The sequence below is a fragment of the Pseudomonas sp. GG8 genome (genome assembly GCF_052976945.1).
This window is the reverse complement of record NZ_JBRIIP010000001.1, coordinates 1,490,350-1,511,595: the sequence shown is the minus strand read 5'-3', so window position 1 is coordinate 1,511,595 and position 21,246 is coordinate 1,490,350. Positions and strand designations below refer to the sequence as shown.

The following is a 21,246-nucleotide window of genomic DNA, read 5'->3' as shown; positions in this document are numbered from 1 at the left end:
GGCACCAAAAGCGGCCCGCAGCCCCAGAATCAAATACGCCGTGCAGCGTAACGCTTGAGCATGCTTGGTACATCGAGAATCAAGGCAATTCGACCGTCACCGGTAATGGTGGCGCCTGACATACCCGGTGTTCCCTGCAGCATTTTGCCCAGCGGCTTGATGACGACTTCCTCCTGACCCACCAACTGATCGACGACAAAACCGATACGCTGGGTGCCGACCGACAGGATCACCACATGACCTTCGTGCTGCTCCTCGTGAGCGGCCTTGGCCACCAGCCAACGCTTGAGATAGAACAGAGGCAAAGCCTTGTCGCGCACGATGACCACTTCCTGGCCGTCGACAACGTTGGTCCGCGACAGGTCGAGGTGGAAAATCTCGTTTACGTTGACCAGCGGGAAGGCAAAAGCCTGATTGCCAAGCATCACCATCAGGGTCGGCATGATCGCCAGGGTCAACGGCACCTTGATGACGATCTTCGAACCCTGGCCCTTGGTCGAGTAAATATTGATCGAGCCATTGAGTTGGGCAATTTTGGTTTTCACCACGTCCATGCCCACGCCGCGCCCAGATACGTCGGAAATCTCGGTTTTGGTCGAGAAGCCCGGCGCGAAGATCAGGTTGTAGCAATCGGTTTCGCTCAAGCGATCCGCAGCGTCCTTGTCCATCACCCCGCGTTTCACGGCGATGGCACGTAACACGTTGGCGTCCATGCCCTTGCCGTCATCGGAAATCGACAACAGGATATGGTCACCCTCCTGCTCAGCCGCCAGAATTACCCGACCGCATCGGGCTTTCCCGGATGCTTCGCGTTCTTCCGGGGTTTCGATGCCGTGGTCGACAGCGTTGCGCACCAAGTGGACCAGCGGGTCGGCCAAGGCCTCGACCAGGTTCTTGTCCAGGTCGGTTTCTTCGCCGACCAGCTCCAGATTGATCTCTTTCTTCAGCTGGCGTGCAAGGTCGCGAACCAGTCGTGGGAAGCGGCCAAAGACTTTCTTGATCGGCTGCATGCGGGTTTTCATCACCGCGGTCTGCAGATCAGCCGTGACCACGTCAAGGTTCGACACCGCCTTGGACATGGCTTCGTCGCCACTGTTGAGACCCAGACGAACCAGGCGGTTCCGCACCAACACCAACTCGCCGACCATGTTCATGATTTCGTCGAGGCGTGCGGTGTCGACCCGCACCGTGGTTTCAGCTTCAGACGCCGCGTGCTTCTCCGGTACGGGCGCTTTGGCCGGAGCCGGGGCTGCAGCAACAGCCTTGGCCGGCGCAGGCGCCTTCACCACTGCGGCTTTAGCTACGACAGGTGCAGGGGCAACAGCTGCCACAACGGCTTCAGGCTCAAACTTGCCTTTGCCATGCAGCTCATCAAGCAACGCTTCGAATTCGTGATCGGAGATTTGATCGCCGCCCGCAGCACTGACAGGCGCCTTGGCGACGGCCACTGGAGCCAGTACCCCAGACTCCAGAGCATCGGCTACGAACGAGCCTTTTCCGTGCAACTGATCGAGCAGTGCTTCGAACTCGTCGTCGGTGATCTCATTGCTCGCTGACGCGGTCGCCACAGGCGCAGCCTGAACAGGCACGGCATCGGCGGCGAACTGGCCTTTCCCGTGCAACTGATCGAGCAGCGATTCAAATTCAGCATCACTGATCTCGTCGCTGGCATTGGGGTCAATAGCAGGCATCGCAACTACTGCTGCGGGGGCCGCAGCTGAAGCGGCCGCTTGCGCCTTGACGGCGTTGAGCGAATCGAGCAACTGCTCGAATTCGTTATCGGTGATGTCGCCTGCGGCCTCAGCAGGTGGCTCTTCGACGCTGGCGGGCGCTGCCGCAGCGATCTCATCGGCAGACGCTGGCGCTGCCAAACGTGCTAATGCAGCCAGCAATTCGGGCGTGGCCGGGGTCACGGTAGTGCGCTCACGCACTTCAGTGAACATACCGTTGACCGCATCCAATGCTTCAAGGACCACGTCCATCAACTCCGAGTCGACGCGACGCTCACCCTTGCGCAGGATGTCGAAGACGTTCTCGGCGATGTGGCAGCACTCCACCAGCTCATGGAGCTGGAGGAAGCCGGCGCCCCCTTTTACAGTGTGAAAACCGCGAAAAATTGCATTAAGCAAGTCCGCATCATCAGGTCGGCTTTCCAGCTCGACCAGCTGCTCGGACAATAGCTCGAGAATCTCGCCGGCCTCTACCAGAAAATCCTGAAGGATTTCTTCATCGGCGCCGAAGCTCATTGGGGTGCTCCCTAAAATTAACCATCAACCGACCTAGAAGCCCAGGCTGGATAGCAGATCGTCAACATCATCCTGTCCGGACACAACGTCATCACGCTTATCGGCATGAATCTGCGGACCTTCACCCTGAGACAGATGTTTTTCTTGTTCTTTTTCTACGCGTATCGATTGATGGTCATGTTCGATCCCGGCAAAACGATCGACCTGACTGGCCATCAGTACCAGTTTGAGCAGGTTGCTTTCGACTTCCGTGACCAACTGGGTCACGCGCTTGATGACCTGACCGGTAAGGTCCTGATAATCCTGAGCCAGCAAAATATCGTTGAGGTGGCCCGACACTTCCCGGGTTTCCTTTTCGCTGCGCGTCAAAAAACCATCGACACGCCGAGCCAGCTCACGAAATTCTTCGGCGCCGATTTCGCGACGCATGAAGCGTCCCCAATCGACACTCAAAGCAGCAGCCTCAGTGCCAAGCCCACCCACCAGCGGTGTACTGAGCTCCACCAGATCCATCGTGCGGTTGGCCGCTGCCTCGGTCAGCCTGACCACATAGGACAGCCGCTCGGTAGCATCATTGATCTGCGAGACTTCCTCGGCTTGCGGCGTGTTCGGGTCAATCTGAAAATTGACGATGGCACTGTGCAGTTCGCGAGTAAGTTTGCCGACTTCCTGATACAGGCCGCTGTCGCGGGCCTTATTAAGCTCATTGATCAGTTGCGCAGCGTCGCCGAACCGGCCCTTTTCAAGGCTATCGACCAACTCGTGTGCGTGTTTTTTCAGGGTCGACTCAAAGTCGCCCGATGACGAATCTGTGTGCTCCATAGAGCCCTCGCGGCAAACATCAGCTATTGACGCGCTCGAAGATCTTTTCGATCTTTTCTTTCAGCACTTGAGCCGTGAAGGGCTTGACCACGTAACCGTTCACACCGGCCTGAGCAGCTTCGATGATCTGATCACGCTTGGCTTCAGCCGTTACCATCAACACCGGTAGATGCTTGAGGCGTTCATCTGCACGCACATGGCGTAACAGATCGATGCCGGACATGCCAGGCATGTTCCAGTCAGTCACCAAAAAATCGAAGCTCCCGCTTTGCAGCATCGGCAGCGCGGTAACCCCGTCATCCGCCTCAGCCGTATTGGTAAACCCCAAGTCACGCAACAGGTTTTTTATGATCCGCCGCATCGTTGAGAAGTCATCAACGATGAGGATTTTCATGTTCTTGTTCAATTCGACCTCCAAGCAGTCTTTAACGCATTCAGCACCTGAATACGCTGTTCAATCAAAAACCGGCGCAGCACACAACGGCTGCACGAAAACGACGACGAGCTTGGTAAATCAACAGGTCGGGAAACGGGCACAGCAGGTCTTACAGGACCCTGACTGACCGGCTCCTGCCTAGTCCTATTTTCTTCGCACGCAACGCTTTGCACAGCCAGCCTGCAGATAGCGCGAAACCACCAAGGGCCACGCACTGCCTGTCAACGCGCTCGCCATTCCCCCAAACGCCCTCGCAAACGAGCTGCGCACTGGCTGTGTAACTGGCTGACCCGCGACTCGCTGACCCCCAATACCTCACCAATTTCCTTAAGGTTCAGCTCCTCGTCGTAGTACAGCGCCAATACCAGTCGCTCGCGCTCTGGCAAATTGGCTATCGCATCTGCTAACGCAGCCTGGAAGCGTTCATCTTCCAGATCGCGCGACGGCTCAAGGTGAGCGCTTGCGCCATCCTCGTGCAGCCCTTCATGTTCGCCGTCCTGCAACAGATCGTCGAAACTGAATAGCCGACTGCCCAAGGTGTCATTCAAAATCCCGTAATAATCATCGAGACTCAATTGGAGTTCGGCCGCAACCTCGTGATCTTTAGCGTCACGACCGGTTTTAGCTTCAATTGCCCGAATTGCGTCACTGACCATGCGTGTATTGCGATGCACAGAACGCGGGGCCCAATCACCCTTGCGCACCTCATCGAGCATGGCGCCACGAATACGAATCCCGGCATAGGTCTCGAAACTCGCACCCTTGGTGGCGTCGTATTTAGTCGAGACTTCCAACAAACCAATCATGCCAGCCTGGATCAGGTCTTCGACCTGCACACTGGCTGGCAACCGCGCCAGCAGGTGATAAGCAATGCGTTTAACCAGCGGCGCATAACGCTCGATCAGCTCGTACTGGGAGTCTTTTGACACCTTGCTGTACATGCGATAGCCGCTGGCTGTCATAGCACCGGTCCTGCACTCGCTGGATGTACGAGCCGCTCAACGAAAAATTCCAGATGCCCGCGCGGGTTGGCCGGCAACGGCCAAGTGTCAACTTTCTGTGCGATAGCTTTGAACGCCAGGGAGCACTTGGAACGCGGGAACGCTTCATATACGGCGCGCTGCTTCTGCACGGCTTTACGTACGCATTCGTCATAAGGCACGGCGCCGACGTATTGTAGGGCGACATCCAGGAAGCGGTCAGTGACCTTGGTCAACTTGGCGAACAGATTGCGGCCTTCCTGAGGGCTTTGTGCCATGTTGGCAAGCACCCGGAAGCGGTTCATCCCGTAATCGCGGTTGAGCAGTTTGATCAGCGCGTAAGCATCGGTGATCGAGGTCGGCTCATCACACACCACCAGCAATACTTCCTGGGCCGCGCGCACGAAGCTGACGACCGATTCACCGATGCCCGCAGCCGTGTCGATCACCAGTACATCGAGGTTATCGCCGATGTCGCTGAAGGCCTGGATCAGACCGGCATGTTGTGCTGCCGTCAGGTGAACCATGCTTTGGGTGCCGGACGCAGCCGGCACGATACGAATCCCGCCCGGCCCCTGAAGCAGCACATCGCGAAGCTCGCAGCGTCCTTCGATAACGTCGGCGAGGGTGCGTTTGGGGGTCAAGCCGAGTAACACATCGACATTAGCCAGACCCAGGTCGGCATCCAGCAGCATGACGCGCCGACCGAGCTCAGCCAGAGCCAGTGATAAGTTCACTGACACGTTGGTCTTGCCGACGCCACCTTTGCCACCGGTCACCGCGATAACCTGTACGGGATGCATGCTGCCCATGTTATTTCTTTACCTTGTGTTGCTTAGACCGAGGCCACATTACTGACTGCGAGTTCGTTGAGAGAACAAAGCAAGGCAGACCATGATGTAGGTACATTCCAGTGTCTTGCTTTACCCAACCCTTTTGTTCGGGCTGTGATAAAGATCCGCGAACATATCCGCCATAGCTTCCTCGCTCGGCTCTTCCTGCATTTGCACACTGACCGCTCGACTCACCAATTGGTGCCGGCGCGGCAAGTGCAAATCATCCGGTATCCGTGGCCCATCCGTCAGATAGGCCACCGGTAATTCATGACTGATTGCCAGGCTTAACACTTCACCCAAGCTGGCGGTTTCATCCAGTTTGGTGAGAATGCAGCCGGCTAGACCGCAACGTTTGTAGCTGTGGTATGCCGCGGTCAGAACCTGTTTCTGGCTGGTTGTTGCCAGCACCAGATAATTACGCGCCTTGATACCACGACCGGCGAGGCTTTCCAGTTGCAGGCGCAGTGCTGGATCGCTCGCCTGCAGGCCGGCGGTGTCGATCAAGACCACGCGCTTGCGTACCAACGGCTCCAACGCCTGACCAAGCGACTGGCCCGGGTCGATATGAGTGACCGGCACATTGAGAATACGGCCCAGGGTTTTCAGCTGTTCCTGGGCGCCAATCCGATAGCTATCCATGCTCACCAGTGCAATATTTTGTGGACCATATTTCAAGACATACCGTGCTGCCAGTTTCGCCAGCGTCGTGGTCTTGCCCATCCCTGCCGGACCGACCATGGCGATCACGCCGCCCTCCTCCAGAGGTTCGACGTCGGGCGTCACGATCATCCGCGCCAAGTGGGCCAGTAACATGCGCCACGCCTGACGGGGTTCTTCAATATCGGTGATCATCGCCAACAGGTCCCGCGACAACGGACCCGACAGACCAATGCGTTGCAGGCGACGCCACAGGTTGGCTTGCTGCGGACGGCTGCCTTGCAGTTGATTCCAGGCCAACGAACCGAGTTGCACTTCGAGCAGTTCGCGCAGACCGTTCAACTCAAAACGCATGGACTCATAAGCATGCTGCCCAGCGACGGGCTCAACGGCAGTGGCCGGAGCGGCTGGACGCGGCGGCTCGCTGAAGGTCGGCTCAATGTGCGAGTCGCCAGCGGTCAACGGCAGGCCGGAATAAAGCTGGCGATTGATCGATGAATCGCTATCGCCACGGGTGCCGAGTTCAGCCTGAGCAGAGACGATGCGAGATTGGGTTTTGCGCAGTTCGTCTTCGAGTTCAATGTTCGGCACACGCGGTGCCAGCGCGGAAAGTTTGTAATCCAGGGCAGCAGTCAGCTCTACACCACCGGCAATCCGCCGGTTGCCAATGATGGCGGCATCAGCGCCCAATTCATCACGGACCAATTTCATGGCTTGACGCATGTCGGCGGCGAAAAAACGCTTAACTTGCATGACTCACTACCTCAGCCGTTGGGCCCGACAGTCGCGACGATTGTGACTTGCTTATTGTCAGGAATTTCCTGATACGCCAGAACATGCATGTTCGGTACAGCCAACCGTCCAAATCGTGACAGCATGGCGCGAACCGGGCCTGCGACTAACAAAATCACTGGCTGCCCCTGCATTTCCTGGCGCTGAGCAGCATCAATCAACGAACGCTGGAGCTTTTCAGCCATGCTCGGCTCGAGAAGAACGCCCTCTTCCTGACCCTGACCAGCCTTCTGAAGACTATTTAGCAATATTTGTTCCAATCTTGGCTCAAGGGTAATGACAGGCAGCTCCGGCTCAGCCCCTACAATGCTTTGGACGATAGCGCGACACAGTCCGACGCGCACCGCTGCGACCAGCGCGGCAGTATCTTGACTCCGAGGTGCAGCGTTAGCGATGGCTTCGGCAATGCTGCGGATATCCCTGACAGGGACGTGTTCAGCCAGCAACGCCTGCAACACCTTGAGCAATGCCGAGAGCGAAAGAACACCTGGTACCAGCTCTTCGGCCAGTTTGGGCGAGCTTTTGGCCAATAACTGCATCAATTGCTGCACTTCTTCATGGCCAATCAGCTCATGAGAATGCTTGTACAGAATCTGATTGAGGTGAGTCGCCACCACTGTGCTGGCATCCACCACGGTGTAACCGAGCGATTGCGCCTGACTGCGCAGGCTGACTTCGATCCACACTGCCTCCAGACCGAACGCTGGGTCCTTGGCGGTGATCCCGTTGAGCGTACCAAAGACCTGACCCGGATTGATCGCCAGTTCGCGATCAGGGTAAATCTCGGCCTCAGCCAGGGTGACGCCCATCAGTGTCAGACGATAGGCGCTGGGCGCCAGATCAAGGTTGTCGCGGATATGCACGGTCGGCATCAAAAAGCCCAACTCTTGGGAAAGCTTTTTACGCACGCCCTTGATCCGTGCCAGGAGCTGACCGCCTTGATTGCGATCCACCAACGGAATCAAGCGGTAGCCTACTTCCAGGCCGATCATGTCGATGGCTGTGACATCATCCCAACCCAGTTCTTTCGAGTCCTGAGCTCGCGTTGGCGAAGGCAAGAGATCCTGCTGGCGCTGGACCTCTTGCAACGCATTGACCTTGACCATGCTCTGCTTTTTCCAAAGCAGATAAGCAACTCCAGCGGCCACCAGCCCCAGACTGATAAAGGACAAGTGGGGCATGCCCGGCACTAACCCCATGACTATCATCAAGCCCGCGGCCACCGCCAGCGCCTTGGGCGAGGCGAACATCTGCCGATTGATCTGTTTGCCCATCTCTTCCGAGCCGGACGCACGGGTCACCATGATTGCCGCGGCGGTGGACAGCAGCAGTGATGGCAATTGCGCCACCAAACCGTCACCAATGGTCAACAGCGCGTAAACCTTGCCGGCATCGGCAAAGGACATGTTGTGCTGGAAAATACCGACAGCCACGCCGCCAATCAGGTTGATGAACAAAATCAGCAGCCCGGCAATCGCATCGCCGCGCACGAATTTACTGGCGCCGTCCATCGAACCGTAGAACTCGGCTTCCTGGGCGACTTCCAGTCGACGATGTTTTGCCTGGGGCTGATCGATCAGGCCTGCGTTGAGGTCTGCGTCGATAGCCATCTGCTTGCCGGGCATCGCGTCGAGGGTAAAGCGGGCACTTACTTCGGAAATCCGCCCGGCACCCTTGGTCACAACAACAAAGTTGATGATCATCAAAATCGCGAAAACTACGATACCCACCACGTAATTACCGCCGATCACCACCTCACCAAAGGCCTGGATCACCTTACCGGCGGCAGCGTGACCGTCTTGACCGTGAAGCATGACCACCCGGGTCGACGCCACGTTCAGCGCCAGCCGCAACAACGTGGCAACCAGCAAAATGGTGGGGAATACAGAGAAGTCCAGTGGCCGCAGGGCGTACACGCAAACCAGCAGGACGACGATCGACAGCGCGATGTTGAACGTGAAAAACACATCGAGCAGGAATGGCGGCATCGGCAACATCATCATTGCCAACATGACCAACAGCAGCAACGGTACACCCAGCTGCCCACGACCCAGGCCCAGCAGGTTGCTGCGTGCAGCGTTGATTAATTGAGAGCGATCCACCAATTCTTTTCCTGCCTGCTAAATCAAACTTTTGACGCCATCAAGCGACGTAGCAAGGTCAGTGCAAGAAGCTTTCCAACTATGGGTTTGTTGCGCAAACTTGTACGCAGGCTCATGAATCACGTCGCAAATCGCCTGGGATAGGCATATCGCCCAATGGGTCCGGGCGCTTGCCCTTGCCTGCGCGATGCTGGCGGATTTGATAGACGTATGCCAATACCTGCGCTACTGCGAGGTACAGGCCAGCAGGAATTTCCTGATCCAGATCGGTGGAGTAATAAATCGAACGCGCCAAAGCCGGTGATTCAAGGAGGAGTATGTTGTGCTCGGCGCCGATTTCCCGAATCTTCAACGCCAGAAAATCACTGCCCTTGGCCAGCAACATCGGCGCCCCACCTTGCTCTGGATCATATTTGAGCGCCACGGCAAAGTGCGTCGGGTTGGTGATGATCACGTCGGCATCAGGGATCTTCGCCATCATTCGTCGCTGTGACATTTCACGCTGCAACTGACGAATCCGCTGTTTGACCTCTGGCCGCCCATCACTGTCTCGGTGCTCGTCACGCACCTCCTGCTTCGTCATCAACAGCTTTTTATGGCTTTCCCAGAGCTGAAACGGTACATCCACCGCAGCGATAATGATCAACCCACACGCCATCCATAACGCACTCCAGCCCACCACCTGCACACTGTGGACGATCGCCAACTCCAATGGCTCATGGGCGATGGAGACCAGATCCCCCCGGTCCTTGGACAGCACCACCAACGCCACCATCAGGATGATGAAAAACTTGGCAAACGCTTTGACCAGCTCGACCAATGCCTGAACGGAAAACATGCGCTTGATCCCGGAAAGCGGATTCATTCGACTGAACTTGGGCACCATCGTGTCAGTAGAAAACAGCCAGCCTCCCAGCGAGATGGGGCCGATGAGCGCCGCCAGAACCATGATCAGCATCAGCGGCTGGATGGCAACCAGCGCCGCTTTGCCGGCGTTGAGAAAATACAAGCCCATATAATGGTCATCCATGATCACTTCACGCGAAAGCGTGAAATTGACCCGCATCAACCCGAGCATCATTTCCGCCAGCTGGCCACCAAACGCCAGCAATCCGCCTGCACCCGCCATCATGATGACCAGTGTATTCAGTTCTTTGGAGCGGGCCGTCTCACCCTTGTCACGCGATTCCTTGAGCCGTTTGGACGTGGGGTCTTCTGTTTTGTCCTGGCCATTCTCGTTCTCAGCCATCTCAGCGGGCCCTGACCAGACTGCGTAGCAACTGCAAGGCTTCCACCGCCAGCGGTTGATACTGATTGAGAATATCGCCGAGAGTGATCCACAGAATCACCATGCCCAGCACCAACGTAAGCGGAAAGCCAATTGAGAAGATATTCAACTGCGGCGCAGCACGCGTCATGACCCCAAATGCAACGTTCACCACCAGCAACGCAGTAACGGCCGGCAAGACCAGCAGCAAGCCGGCACCCAATACCCAGCCCATACGACCAACCAGTTCCCAAATGTGCGTGAGATCCAGCCCACTGCCGACAGGCAACGTGGTAAAGCTCTCCACCAGTACTTCGAAGACCACCAAATGGCCATTCATAGCCAGAAACAGCAAGGTCACCAGCATGGTAAAAAACTGCCCGACCACCGCCACTGATACACCGTTGGTCGGGTCAACCATCGACGCGAAGCTCATGCCCATTTGCGTCGCAACAATCTGCCCGGCGATAACGAACGCCTGAAAAAACAATTGCAGGGACAAGCCCAGCATTGCACCGATGATGATCTGCTCACCAATCAGCAGTAGCGCGCTCAGATCCAGCGCATGGACCTCGGGAATCGGCGGCAGACCGGGGGCAATCACGACGGTAATCGCCACCGAGAAATACAGACGCACACGCTTTGGCACCAGCGTCGTGCCAAAGATCGGCATGGTCATCAGGACCGCCGCGACCCGGAACAACGGCAGCATGAAACTCGCTACCCACGTCCCGATCTGCGCGTCAGTCAGGGCAAGCACGGAGGGCACGTTGCTAACCGATCAACTGCGGAATACTGCCGTACAGCGACAGGATGTACTCCATGAACACCCGAACCAGCCAGGGCCCCACGACGATCAGGGTGATCAGCATCACCAATAGACGGGGCAGAAAGCTCAACGTCTGCTCGTTAATCTGCGTCGCAGCCTGAAACATGGCGACCAACAACCCCACGATCAGACTGGGCACCACCAGTATGGCGACCATCATCGTGGTCAACCATAACGCCTCGCGAAACAGGTCGACAGCGACTTCAGGCGTCATTGCGCACGCTCCCCGCCAGTCATGGCGAGACCCCGCCAAAGCTGCTCGCCAGGGTGCCGATGATCAGGGCCCAACCGTCCACCAGTACAAACAGCATGATCTTGAACGGCAGAGAGATAATCAGCGGCGACAGCATCATCATGCCCATCGCCATCAATACACTGGCAACCACCAGATCGATAATCAGGAACGGGATGAAGATCATGAACCCGATCTGGAACGCGGTTTTAAGTTCCGAGGTCACGAATGCCGGAACCAGGATCGTCAGCGGCGCCTGATCAGGACTGGAAATATCGGTGCGTTTGGAGAGTCGCATGAACAAATCCAGATCGCTCTGTCGAGTCTGCGCCAGCATAAAGTCCTTGATGGGCACCTCAGCCTTGAGCACTGCGTCCTGCGCGGTAAGTTTTTCACTCAGATAGGGCTGCAATGCATCCTGGTTCACCCGGTCAAACACGGGCGCCATAATGAACATCGTCAAGAACAGCGCCATGCCGGTGAGTATCTGGTTCGACGGCGTCTGCTGCAAACCCAGGGCCTGACGCAAAATCGAAAAAACGATGATGATCCGGGTAAAGCTGGTCATCAGCATGACGAATGCAGGGATGAAACTCAGCGCCGTCATGATCAACAGGATCTGCAGGCTGACCGAATATTCCTGTTGACCGTTGGCACCGCTGGACAATGTGATCGCAGGTATCGACAGTGGATCAGCCGCGAATACCAAGGGCGCCGCCAGCACCAGCAGCAACGTCAAGATTATGCGCAACGCACCCATTACTTCTTATCCTTATAATCCTTGCCCAGCAGCTCCATCAGACGCTGGGCAAACTCCGGTGTTGCCTGCGAAGCGGCGGGCACTTGTAGCGGCTCTTTGAGCACATGCAAGGGCGTGATGCGTCCCGGCGTAATCCCGAGCAAAATCTGCTCGCTACCCACTTGCACCAGCACCAGCCGGTCTCGCGGACCCAGTGCGCGCGAACCCAGCAGCTCGATGAGTTGGCCGTTGCGCGGGCCGGCACCCTGCGCTCGGCGTAGCAGCCAGGCCAACCCGAAGATCAGGCCAATCACCAGCAACAGACCCAATACCAATTGCATCAATTGACCGCCCACCCCTCCGCCCAGCGCACTGCTGACTTGCGGCGCAGCAGCCTGCACGGCAGGCTCCGCAGCCATCGCGCTTAAAGGCAAGACGAGCATCACACCGAGGAGCCTATTCATTCAACGCAACTTCTTGATGCGTTCACTTGGGCTGATAACGTCAGTCAGACGAATGCCGAACTTTTCGTTGACCACAACCACTTCACCGTGAGCAATCAGCGTGCCGTTGACCAGCACGTCCAGCGGTTCTCCAGCCAACCGGTCGAGTTCGATCACCGAACCCTGGTTAAGCTGTAACAGGTTGCGAATATTGATATCAGTACTGCCCACTTCCATGGAAATCGATACCGGAATATCCAGAATCACATCCAGGTTTGGACCCTCCAGGGTCACGGCCGCATTGTTCTTCGGCACGCTGCCAAACTCTTCCATTTGCAAGCGACTGGCAGAGGAGTTACCGGTATCGGCTGAAAGCAGAGCGTCGATGTCATCCTGGCTGGCATCGCCGGATTCACCCAGCGCGGCTGCCCATTCATCGGCCAATGCCTGATCTTCAGCAGACGTTATTTCGTTTTCATCAGCCATCAGTTGTCCTCGGCGGGCATTGATTCGTTAACACATCACATTTATTCACGCTGACGGCAAAGGTCAGCGACGTTCAATTGGTTCGATAACTTGCAGCGCCAGATGCCCCTTGTGGGAGCCCAGCTTGACCTTGAACGACGGCACGCCATTGGCACGCATGATCAGCTCTTCAGGCAATTCCACGGGAATCACGTCACCCGGCTGCATGTGCAGAATGTCGCGCAGGCGCAATTGACGGCGAGCGACGACGGCACTCAGTGGCACAGCGACATCCAGCAGGTCCTCGCGCAAGGCTTTGCTCCAACGCTCATCCTGGTCATCCAGGTCGGACTGGAAACCGGCATCGAGCATTTCGCGTACCGGCTCAATCATCGAGTAAGGCATGGTCACGTGCAGGTCGCCGCCACCGCCGTCGAGCTCGATATGGAACGTCGAGACTACAACCGCTTCGCTGGGGCCGACGATGTTGGCCATGGCCGGGTTCACTTCAGAGTTGATGTACTCGAAGCTCACTTCCATGATCGCCTGCCAGGCTTCTTTCAAATCGATGAATGCTTGCTCGAGCACCATGCGCACCACGCGCAATTCGGTTGGCGTGAACTCACGACCCTCGATCTTGGCGTGCCGCCCGTCACCACCGAAAAAGTTGTCCACCAGCTTGAACACCAGCTTGGCGTCCAGAATGAACAACGCAGTGCCGCGCAACGGCTTCATCTTGACCAGATTGAGACTGGTCGGTACGTACAGTGAGTGCACGTACTCACCAAATTTCATGACCTGCACACCGCCCACCGCCACATCCGCAGAACGGCGCAACATGTTGAACATACTGATACGGGTATACCGGGCGAAACGCTCGTTGATCATCTCCAGGGTCGGCATCCGCCCTCGGACGATGCGATCCTGACTGGTCAGGTCATAACTTTTGACGCTGCCGGGTTCGGCAACGCTTTCGGTCTGGACCAGACCATCGTCGACACCGTGCAACAGGGCATCGATCTCATCCTGGGACAGCAGGTCTTGCACGGCCATGTCGTGGTCCTACTGCAATACGAAGTTAGTAAAAAGCAATTGTTCAACCACCACCTTGCCAACCTCTTTCTGCGCCACTTCCTGAACGCTGGCGGTGGCCTTCTGACGCAGCATTTCCTGACCGATTGGCGTTGCCAAAGAGTCGAAAGTCTGCCCAGAGAAGAGCATGACCAGGTTGTTGCGGATAACCGGCATATGAACTTTCAGCGCATCCAGATCACCCTGATTACGTGCCAGCAGGGTGATACTGACCTGCATATAACGCTGACGACCGTTCTGGTTGAAATTGACCACAAAGGCCGGTGTCATAGGCTCGAAAATCGCAGGAGCCTTGACGTTGCTGGCCGCTACGGCTGGCTCAGGTTTACTTTGGGACGAGTGCAAAAAGAACCAAGTGGCGCCAACCGACAAGCCGATCGCAAGCAACAATGCCACGACGATAATGATAATGAGCTTGAGTTTGCCTTTCGCTGCGGGGTCTTTTACTGCTTCGGTCTTCGCCATGCCAATAATCCGTCACTATTCGGGGGTTCACCAATGCGTGACAGAGGCAGAGCAAGTGTTATGCCAGATGTGTGACCGGATCGGCGGAGGGGGTTTATTCTGTAGGCGCGATCTCACTCACGAAGGGCTTGAGGCGGCGTGTCGGGCACACCGCCATCACGGCTGAACGCACGGTCGCAAGCCCGCGCCTACCAATAGCGTGTTATAGCATCAAGCGTAGTAATCCACTTCGCTGGAGCCGATGATTTGCATAGGCTGACTGGCAGCCTGCACCACATCATGAATGGACCCGTCATCGAGGCCATTGACTGGATCAGTGCCACCACTCCTCGCGCCGCCACTTCGCTGCCCTTGGCTAGCCTGCTGCTGGTCCTGCCCCTGCCCATTCCAGCCACGGGACTGGTCAGACACATTGACGTCAACCTGGCCCAGTCCCTGCTGAGCAAACGAATCGCGCAGCTTGGACATCTGCGCCTCCAGCGCATCGCGCACACCGACATGGGCACTCATGAACGTAACCTGGGTTTGCTGGTCAGGTGCCATGTTGACGCGGATATTCAGGCGACCCAGCTCCGCCGGCTCCAGCTGAATATCTGCTGACTTCAAGTTCTGACTCGACATATACATGACGCGATCCACGACCCCCTCACTCCAACCGCTCTGATGCATGGCCAATGGCTGGGCCAACGACAAAGGCGAAGCTGCTTCCGCCGCCTTGGGCTGTACTGCCTGACTCAGGGCGGCTAGGCGATTGGCAAAATCATCGACCCGAGTATCACTGGCCGGAGCTTTAACATTGCTCAAACCGTCTTCAATAAGACCTTTAAAAGCCTTATCGCCCCCCTCAGTACCTGCGCCACCCGCGGACGGTTGATCCGTGATGACCGTCAGGTTATTGGCAATGGCCTGCAAGGGGTCCGCATCGGCTTGAGCGGGAGATGCTTTCGCGACACTCGGAGCAGAGGTAGACGCGGTTGGCACTGGCACTGAGCCTGACGCTTTGGCGCTCTGCTCCAGCGCCATTTGCACAGCAGGCAACCCTGCCAGAGGGTCAGTCGCAGGGTCGAAACCAGCGCCAGTGCCAGTGCCAACAGGAACAGGAACAGGAACAGCCGACTGCTGCGTGGCTACCGCTGCACTCACGGCTACCGGCACGACCTGAGGTTCAACGGCCGGAGCGACCGGCACCACAGACTCGGCAGCCGGCTGGACGACCAGCGCCTGCAAGGCCGCCGGATCCAGGGTCGGATCAACGGGGGCAACGTCGCTTAGCGCCGGGTCGGTCGTCTTATCCTTCGGCATATCCTTACCCGTAGCATCCGCTTTTCCGCTGACGTTATCGGCAGGCAAGGATTTGCCGCTATCGGCAACCGCCGAGGTGGAAGCGGCAGATTTATCGCTCACCGCTTGCTTGCCGTTACCTGCATCGGGCTTGTCGTGGACCGCTTTTGTACGGGTGTCATTGCTCACCACAGGCTTGGGCTGGGCATGTTTGGCAAACACTCGAGCAAAGCTGGAAGTGTCTTCCTTGCCCGTCTCAGCAGGTTTTGCCGCACTACTGGCGACAGCTGGCTGGGATTTGGCTACGGCGGCAGCCTGGAGAAGCGGGTGAGTGGCAAGGGGCATGTCAGTCTCCGTACGGGCACAATTGCCAAGTCACCAAGCAAGGGACGGGCCAGCTTCGGCTTATCTCAGCCTTGACCGATAAAACGCTGACGTTCAACGCTGAACAAACGCCGGACCGTGATGAATTCAACGTCGATTTTCCTGAGCAACTCATCGACTCCGGTCAGCTCATTGCACTGAGCACGCTCTTCGAGCTGCTGGCACAGCTCAGCCAACCGAGTAGCCCCCATGTTGCCACTGCTGCCCTTGAGACTATGAGCAGCCATGCCCAGCGCCGGCAAACCAGATGCCTGCGCAGCAAGGGCATGGTGCAACTGCACCAGGCGCTGTTCGGAGTCTTTAAGAAACGTGTCGAGCAAGATGGGATATTCGGCCTCCATCACTTCTTGCAAGCCGCCCAGCACACGGTAATCCAAATGAGTCACTGACACTTGTTCGCTCCTTGATCAAGAATCATTGGATTATGCCAGAGCCCCCCAGGAAAATTCCACGCACGCGGTACGTCCGTCCTGCGACCAATAGGAATGCTCACTCAATTCACGTATCAAGTTGAGGCCTCGCCCTGATAACTCATGAGTCTGCGCCGACAGCGCCAGAACACGATCGACGTCGAATCCAGCACCACTGTCTTCAACGCGTATCGTCAAATGACCACCCTGCCCGCGCGGCACAATCTGCAAATGCAGGCGCACATAACCCTCTTCAAGACTCGCCAAGTGCTCATTGCGCTCCCGGTAGTACTGGGCAAAACCAAGAGCATCGCGCTTTAGTTCCGAGTCGAGACCCAGCACGCCATGCTCCAGGGCGTTGGTGTACAGCTCGGAGAGCACGCTGTACAACGGCCCGCTCAGACTGCGCAGACCATGCACCTCCATCAGCAGCTGCAACAAGTAAGGCAAAGGATTGAAACGCTTGAGCGTCGTGGCGCGATACTCGAAGCTCGCCGACCAGTCCAGCGGGCTGGACTCACCACTGTCCGAATATGTCACCGACGGAGACCCCAGCAGGGCCGGGGCGATCAGGCTGATTTCGACCATGCTTACATCATCCCGCGCCTGCCCTCGAAAGCCGTCCAGGGCACGCTGAATCTCATTGATCAGTTCGTCCGGCTGGCGATTGGCGGCGAACACCGCCTGTAATCGCTCGACACCAAACAATTGATCATCGTTGTCACTGGTGTCGAGTACGCCGTCGGACAACAGGAAAATCCGGTCACCCAAGGCCAGCGGGTGCACTTCGGTCTTGTAATCGAAGCGAGCCGGGTCGAGCACACCCAATGGCAAATGCCGCGACACCAGCGGCGTTCGCTCCCCACTGGCAACGTGATGCAGATAACCATCAGGCAGACCACCGTTCCACACTTCCACTTGCTGCAAGCTGAAGTTCACGCTCAGCAAAGTCGCACAGCAAAACATGTCCACGGGCAAAATGCGTTTGAGCTTCGCATTCATTTCCCGCAAGGTTTGGGTCAGGCCGTACCCCTTGGCGGTCATGCCGTAAAACACTTCAGCCAAGGGCATCGCCCCTACAGCCGCAGGCAAACCATGGCCGGTAAAGTCACCCAATAAAACGTGCATGTTGCCGGCAGGCGTGTACGCAGCCAACAATAGATCGCCGTTGAATAAGGCATAGGGCGATTGCAGGTAGCGAATGTTCGGCGCACTCAGGCAGCCGGAATGCGCCACCTGATCAAATACTGCTTTGGCTACCCGCTGTTCATTAAGCAAATAGCCATGATGCCTGGCGATTTGGTCACGTTGTTCCAAGACCGTTTCCTGCAACCGTCGCAAGCGCTCCATGGCATTGATCTTCGCGGTGAGGATCGCCTCGCTGTAGGGCTTGGCGAGAAAATCGTCGCCCCCTGCGTCAAGGCATCGAACCAACGCCTCGCTTTCGCTCAGCGAGGTGAGAAAAATGATGGGCACCAGCGCTTCGCCTGCCACCTGTTTGATTCGGCGCGCGGCCTCAAAACCGTCCATCACCGGCATCAAAGCATCCATCAGCACCAACTGCGGACGCTCTTTTTCAAACAACGCCAACGCTTCCAGGCCATTGCTGGCGCTGAGCACTGTATGGCCCTGGCGACGGACGATGGTCGTGAGTAGCAAGCGATCACTGGCATTGTCGTCAGCAATAAGCACGCACAGGCTTTCGGGCAGGGTTAGCACACGTCAGCCGATCTGAAACAGTTTTGAGAAATTGGAGATGGTCAGGATGGTGTTCACGTCGGCGTTGCAGTTGATCAGATGGATCTTCGCATCGTCACCGCCGGCATGGTCACGCAGCAGTAACAGCATGCCAAGCGCGGAACTGTCCAGATAACTCGTGCCCTTTAGATCGACAACGAAGCGCCGAGGAGTGCCGGCAGCGTTCTCGTAGGCACCGCGAAAATCTTGATGCGCGGCGAAATCAAAACGCCCTTCGATGAAAATGGTCAGTTCTTGCCCGTCGTGGGAGAGCTCGGTGTTTACGGACATTGGAGGCTTCCTTGGGTTAACACAGACACGGTGTGAAAGATTTAGCATTCTGCTGCGCCAACAGCAACCCGAATGAATTCAATTACCTGCATTAAAATTGATCGTGGCGGGGTAAGCGCTGGGAAAGTTCGTCGAGAAGCTTTTGTTCGCGCTTGTCTTCAAGCTGCCGCGCTTCATCAATGTAGCGCTGAACCAGCTTGCGCAGACCCTCGACCCGCGCATAACACTGCTGCCAGGCACCCCGAGCCTTGTCGAGATTTTCCTGATGCCAGGCAAGGCTCTTCTGTTGCTGGGCCACAGCAGTTTCCAGCTGATTGAGAAAGCTTTGATAATTTATCAGCCACTGCCCCGACACCCCGCGACCGCCTTTGTCGATCCACTGCAACTGATACTCATGGCGAAAACGCTCGAGTTCGGCCAGCTTGGTCTCAGCCAGACTGACCTGTCCCTGGAAGTGCCCCAGGCGCTGAGCCGCTGCGCGCTCTGCCTTTTCGGCCATGTCCACCACCGGCGCCAGGCGTACCGCTCGACTTGAGGCCATGGCTTATCAGCCGCCTGCTGCGGGATTGAACACTGCGGCGAGGCGCGCCTTACTCTCCTGCAGGCTCTCGTTGTCATTGAGCCCTTGGCGCAGGTAGCGCACCAATGTCGGCTGCAAGGCGATCGCCATGTCGGTTTCCCGATCACCACCGGCCACGTAAGCACCAACGCTGATCAAGTCGCGACTCTGCTGGTAGCGCGACCACAATTGTTTGAAATGCTGAGCCTGCCCCATGTGTTCAGGACTGACCACCGAAGGCATGACCCGACTGATGGACGCTTCGATATCGATAGCCGGGTAATGTCCCTCTTCGGCCAGACGCCGGGACAACACGATATGCCCATCGAGCACACCCCGCGCGGCATCGGCAATCGGGTCCTGCTGATCGTCGCCTTCAGAAAGCACGGTATAGAACGCAGTAATCGAGCCGCCCCCGGCCTCGGCGTTACCGGCGCGCTCCACCAGTTTGGGCAACTTGGCAAACACTGACGGTGGATACCCCTTGGTGGCGGGCGGCTCGCCAATGGCCAAAGCGATTTCCCGCTGAGCCTGAGCAAATCGAGTCAACGAATCCATGAGCAACAGGACGTTTTTACCCTTGTCGCGAAAGTATTCGGCAATGCGCGTGCAATACATGGCCGCCCGCATCCGCATCAAGGGCGCATCATCGGCGGGTGAAGCCACCACCACCGAGCGTTTCAGCCCCTCTTCGCCGAGGATATGCTCGATGAATTCCTTGACCTCTCGCCCCCGTTCGCCGATCAGGCCAACCACGATAATGTCGGCTTCGGTGAAGCGCGTCATCATCCCGAGCAGCACGCTCTTGCCCACACCGGTACCGGCGAACAGACCGAGACGCTGACCACGGCCAACGGTCAATAGCCCATTGATACTGCGAATACCCACATCCAGAGGCTGGCTGATCGGATTGCGCTTGAGCGGGTTGATCGTCGGGCCATCCATTGGCACCCAGTCTTCGGCTTTCATTCCACCTTTGCCATCGAGCGCGCGTCCGGCGCCATCGAGGACCCGACCCAGCATTCCCATACCCATCGGCAAGCGACCGGTATCGGCCAGCGGCACAACCCGAGCACCCGGTGCGATACCGGCAACACTGCCCACCGGCATCAGGAATATCTTGGACCCGGAAAACCCCATCACCTCGGCTTCGACTTGCATCGGGTGATAGCTATCATCGTTGATCACCAGACACCGACTGCCCATCGCAGCCCGCAAGCCTTCGGCTTCCAGGGTCAAACCGACCATACGCAACAAACGACCTTCCACCACCGGCTGGCCTGCCAGCTCGATGGCGTCGACGTAGGAACCCAGACGCTTGCCGAAGCTGGTCCGGTCAAGGCGCATCGGGGCCTGCTTTTTCAGGAGAGGCGTCATCTGCGTCATCTGCAATGACCGGGGCGTCGACGACTGTACCCAGATCGAGGCTCATGTCCGCAGGCGCAGGGTGCAGAGCCTGATCGTGCAACTGATCGAACATTTTCGCCAATGCTTGAGAAATTCGAGTTTCGATGGTCGCATCGATTCGACTGTGCTCGGTTTCGACCCGGCAACCACCCGCCTGAAGGGTATCGTCTTCGACGATGCGCCAGGTTTCTTCATGGCGTTCACGCAGGGCTTTGACCTGAGCGAAGTCCTGAGGGTTGATGAAGATGCGTACATTCTGCGCGCCCATAGGCAACAACTTCAAAGCGTCACGCAATACCTGACCGATACGACTAGAGTCAGTGGTCAACTCGCGCTGAATGACTTGCCGGGTAATGTGCCCTACCAGTTCGACCAGCGATTTTTCAATCTGCGTGTCCTGCTCGGCGATAGGCTCGAACAGATGGACCATCAATTGCTCAAGGCTCGCAAGCTTGGCGCTCAAGGCTACGTCAGCCTCTTGCCGGACCTTGAGCTGAGTGCTGTGAAAACCCTCTTTCTCACCCGTGGCAAAACCTTCGTTGTAGGCTTCCTGACGAATGCCTTCCAGCTCTTCAAGGGTCAGCGGCTGGACTTCGTCCAGAGGTACTTCTTCCATCTCCGCCGGCTCGACCTCAACCGGTTCAGGCTCTGGCTCTAACAGCGCTTCACTGTGCGGGTCGAAACTAGGCAACGACCAGACATCAAAGCCGCCGACATCCTTGGCCCGGATCAGATCACTGGGCGGCTCTTTGTTGGAGCTAAACATGTAGTGAT

General features: G+C 57.2%; 22 protein-coding genes. All 22 read right to left on the bottom strand.

The annotated features are described in order from the left end of the window. Nucleotides 1-29: 29 nt before the first annotated feature. Nucleotides 30-2,246, bottom strand: coding sequence for a chemotaxis protein CheA (locus tag ACVBEG_RS07400; protein WP_322215491.1), 2,217 nt, complete (start codon nucleotides 2,244-2,246; stop codon nucleotides 30-32). Nucleotides 2,247-2,279: 33 nt separating this feature from the next. After that, entirely contained in the window at nucleotides 2,280-3,068 is a 789-nt protein-coding gene (locus ACVBEG_RS07395) for a protein phosphatase CheZ (RefSeq protein ID WP_322179986.1), read from the bottom strand. Between the two features lie 19 nt (nucleotides 3,069-3,087). Further along, nucleotides 3,088-3,462, bottom strand: a complete 375-nt coding sequence (locus ACVBEG_RS07390) for a chemotaxis response regulator CheY (protein ID WP_322179988.1) — start codon at nucleotides 3,460-3,462, stop codon at nucleotides 3,088-3,090. Between the two features lie 263 nt (nucleotides 3,463-3,725). Then, nucleotides 3,726-4,466: an RNA polymerase sigma factor FliA gene (gene fliA, locus ACVBEG_RS07385; protein WP_322179990.1), complete on the bottom strand. Its 741-nt coding sequence runs from the start codon at nucleotides 4,464-4,466 to the stop codon at nucleotides 3,726-3,728. Next, the gene (gene fleN / locus ACVBEG_RS07380; protein ID WP_322179992.1) at nucleotides 4,463-5,296 is read right to left on the bottom strand and encodes a flagellar synthesis regulator FleN; all 834 of its coding nucleotides are present in this window, start codon (nucleotides 5,294-5,296) and stop codon (nucleotides 4,463-4,465) included. The genes fliA and fleN overlap by 4 nt, the downstream gene beginning before the upstream one ends. A 111-nt stretch (nucleotides 5,297-5,407) precedes the next feature. After that, the gene (gene flhF, locus ACVBEG_RS07375) at nucleotides 5,408-6,730 is read right to left on the bottom strand and encodes a flagellar biosynthesis protein FlhF (RefSeq protein WP_322179994.1); all 1,323 of its coding nucleotides are present in this window, start codon (nucleotides 6,728-6,730) and stop codon (nucleotides 5,408-5,410) included. An 11-nt stretch (nucleotides 6,731-6,741) separates the two neighbouring features. Beyond that, nucleotides 6,742-8,871, bottom strand: coding sequence for a flagellar biosynthesis protein FlhA (gene flhA, locus ACVBEG_RS07370; RefSeq protein ID WP_322179996.1), 2,130 nt, complete (start codon nucleotides 8,869-8,871; stop codon nucleotides 6,742-6,744). Between the two features lie 112 nt (nucleotides 8,872-8,983). Further along, the gene (gene flhB / locus ACVBEG_RS07365; RefSeq protein WP_322179998.1) at nucleotides 8,984-10,120 is read right to left on the bottom strand and encodes a flagellar biosynthesis protein FlhB; all 1,137 of its coding nucleotides are present in this window, start codon (nucleotides 10,118-10,120) and stop codon (nucleotides 8,984-8,986) included. A gap of 1 nt (nucleotide 10,121) precedes the next feature. After that, complete coding sequence (gene fliR / locus ACVBEG_RS07360; RefSeq protein ID WP_323569136.1) at nucleotides 10,122-10,907, bottom strand: flagellar biosynthetic protein FliR; 786 nt, start codon at nucleotides 10,905-10,907, stop codon at nucleotides 10,122-10,124. A 4-nt stretch (nucleotides 10,908-10,911) separates the two neighbouring features. Then, nucleotides 10,912-11,181 carry a flagellar biosynthesis protein FliQ gene (fliQ, locus tag ACVBEG_RS07355; RefSeq protein WP_219060453.1) on the bottom strand — a complete coding sequence of 90 codons (270 nt, stop codon included), beginning with the start codon at nucleotides 11,179-11,181 and terminating at the stop codon, nucleotides 10,912-10,914. A gap of 19 nt (nucleotides 11,182-11,200) precedes the next feature. Next, nucleotides 11,201-11,959 carry a flagellar type III secretion system pore protein FliP gene (fliP, locus tag ACVBEG_RS07350; RefSeq protein ID WP_322180000.1) on the bottom strand — a complete coding sequence of 253 codons (759 nt, stop codon included), beginning with the start codon at nucleotides 11,957-11,959 and terminating at the stop codon, nucleotides 11,201-11,203. Next, a complete protein-coding gene (gene fliO, locus ACVBEG_RS07345; protein ID WP_322180002.1) occupies nucleotides 11,959-12,402 on the bottom strand; it encodes a flagellar biosynthetic protein FliO in 444 nt (147 codons plus the stop codon). The genes fliP and fliO overlap by 1 nt, the downstream gene beginning before the upstream one ends. Next, nucleotides 12,403-12,867, bottom strand: coding sequence for a flagellar motor switch protein FliN (gene fliN, locus ACVBEG_RS07340; RefSeq protein ID WP_322180004.1), 465 nt, complete (start codon nucleotides 12,865-12,867; stop codon nucleotides 12,403-12,405). A 63-nt stretch (nucleotides 12,868-12,930) separates the two neighbouring features. Beyond that, entirely contained in the window at nucleotides 12,931-13,899 is a 969-nt protein-coding gene (gene fliM / locus ACVBEG_RS07335; RefSeq protein WP_322180006.1) for a flagellar motor switch protein FliM, read from the bottom strand. Nucleotides 13,900-13,908: 9 nt separating this feature from the next. Further along, complete coding sequence (gene fliL, locus ACVBEG_RS07330; protein ID WP_219060448.1) at nucleotides 13,909-14,403, bottom strand: flagellar basal body-associated protein FliL; 495 nt, start codon at nucleotides 14,401-14,403, stop codon at nucleotides 13,909-13,911. A gap of 210 nt (nucleotides 14,404-14,613) precedes the next feature. Then, entirely contained in the window at nucleotides 14,614-16,029 is a 1,416-nt protein-coding gene (locus ACVBEG_RS07325; protein ID WP_447107529.1) for a flagellar hook-length control protein FliK, read from the bottom strand. A 65-nt stretch (nucleotides 16,030-16,094) separates the two neighbouring features. Beyond that, nucleotides 16,095-16,409 (bottom strand): Hpt domain-containing protein, encoded by a 315-nt coding sequence (locus ACVBEG_RS07320; protein WP_407074674.1) that lies wholly within the window; start codon nucleotides 16,407-16,409, stop codon nucleotides 16,095-16,097. 81 nt (nucleotides 16,410-16,490) lie between these two features. Continuing rightward, the gene (locus ACVBEG_RS07315) at nucleotides 16,491-18,197 is read right to left on the bottom strand and encodes an ATP-binding SpoIIE family protein phosphatase (RefSeq protein ID WP_322180014.1); all 1,707 of its coding nucleotides are present in this window, start codon (nucleotides 18,195-18,197) and stop codon (nucleotides 16,491-16,493) included. A 3-nt stretch (nucleotides 18,198-18,200) separates the two neighbouring features. Next, the gene (locus tag ACVBEG_RS07310; protein WP_322180016.1) at nucleotides 18,201-18,506 is read right to left on the bottom strand and encodes an STAS domain-containing protein; all 306 of its coding nucleotides are present in this window, start codon (nucleotides 18,504-18,506) and stop codon (nucleotides 18,201-18,203) included. Nucleotides 18,507-18,597: 91 nt separating this feature from the next. After that, nucleotides 18,598-19,047, bottom strand: coding sequence for a flagellar export protein FliJ (gene fliJ, locus ACVBEG_RS07305; RefSeq protein ID WP_322180018.1), 450 nt, complete (start codon nucleotides 19,045-19,047; stop codon nucleotides 18,598-18,600). Between the two features lie 6 nt (nucleotides 19,048-19,053). Next, complete coding sequence (fliI, locus tag ACVBEG_RS07300) at nucleotides 19,054-20,412, bottom strand: flagellar protein export ATPase FliI (RefSeq protein ID WP_322182752.1); 1,359 nt, start codon at nucleotides 20,410-20,412, stop codon at nucleotides 19,054-19,056. After that, nucleotides 20,402-21,238 carry a flagellar assembly protein FliH gene (gene fliH / locus ACVBEG_RS07295; protein WP_322180020.1) on the bottom strand — a complete coding sequence of 279 codons (837 nt, stop codon included), beginning with the start codon at nucleotides 21,236-21,238 and terminating at the stop codon, nucleotides 20,402-20,404. The genes fliI and fliH overlap by 11 nt, the downstream gene beginning before the upstream one ends. Nucleotides 21,239-21,246: the final 8 nt, after the last annotated feature.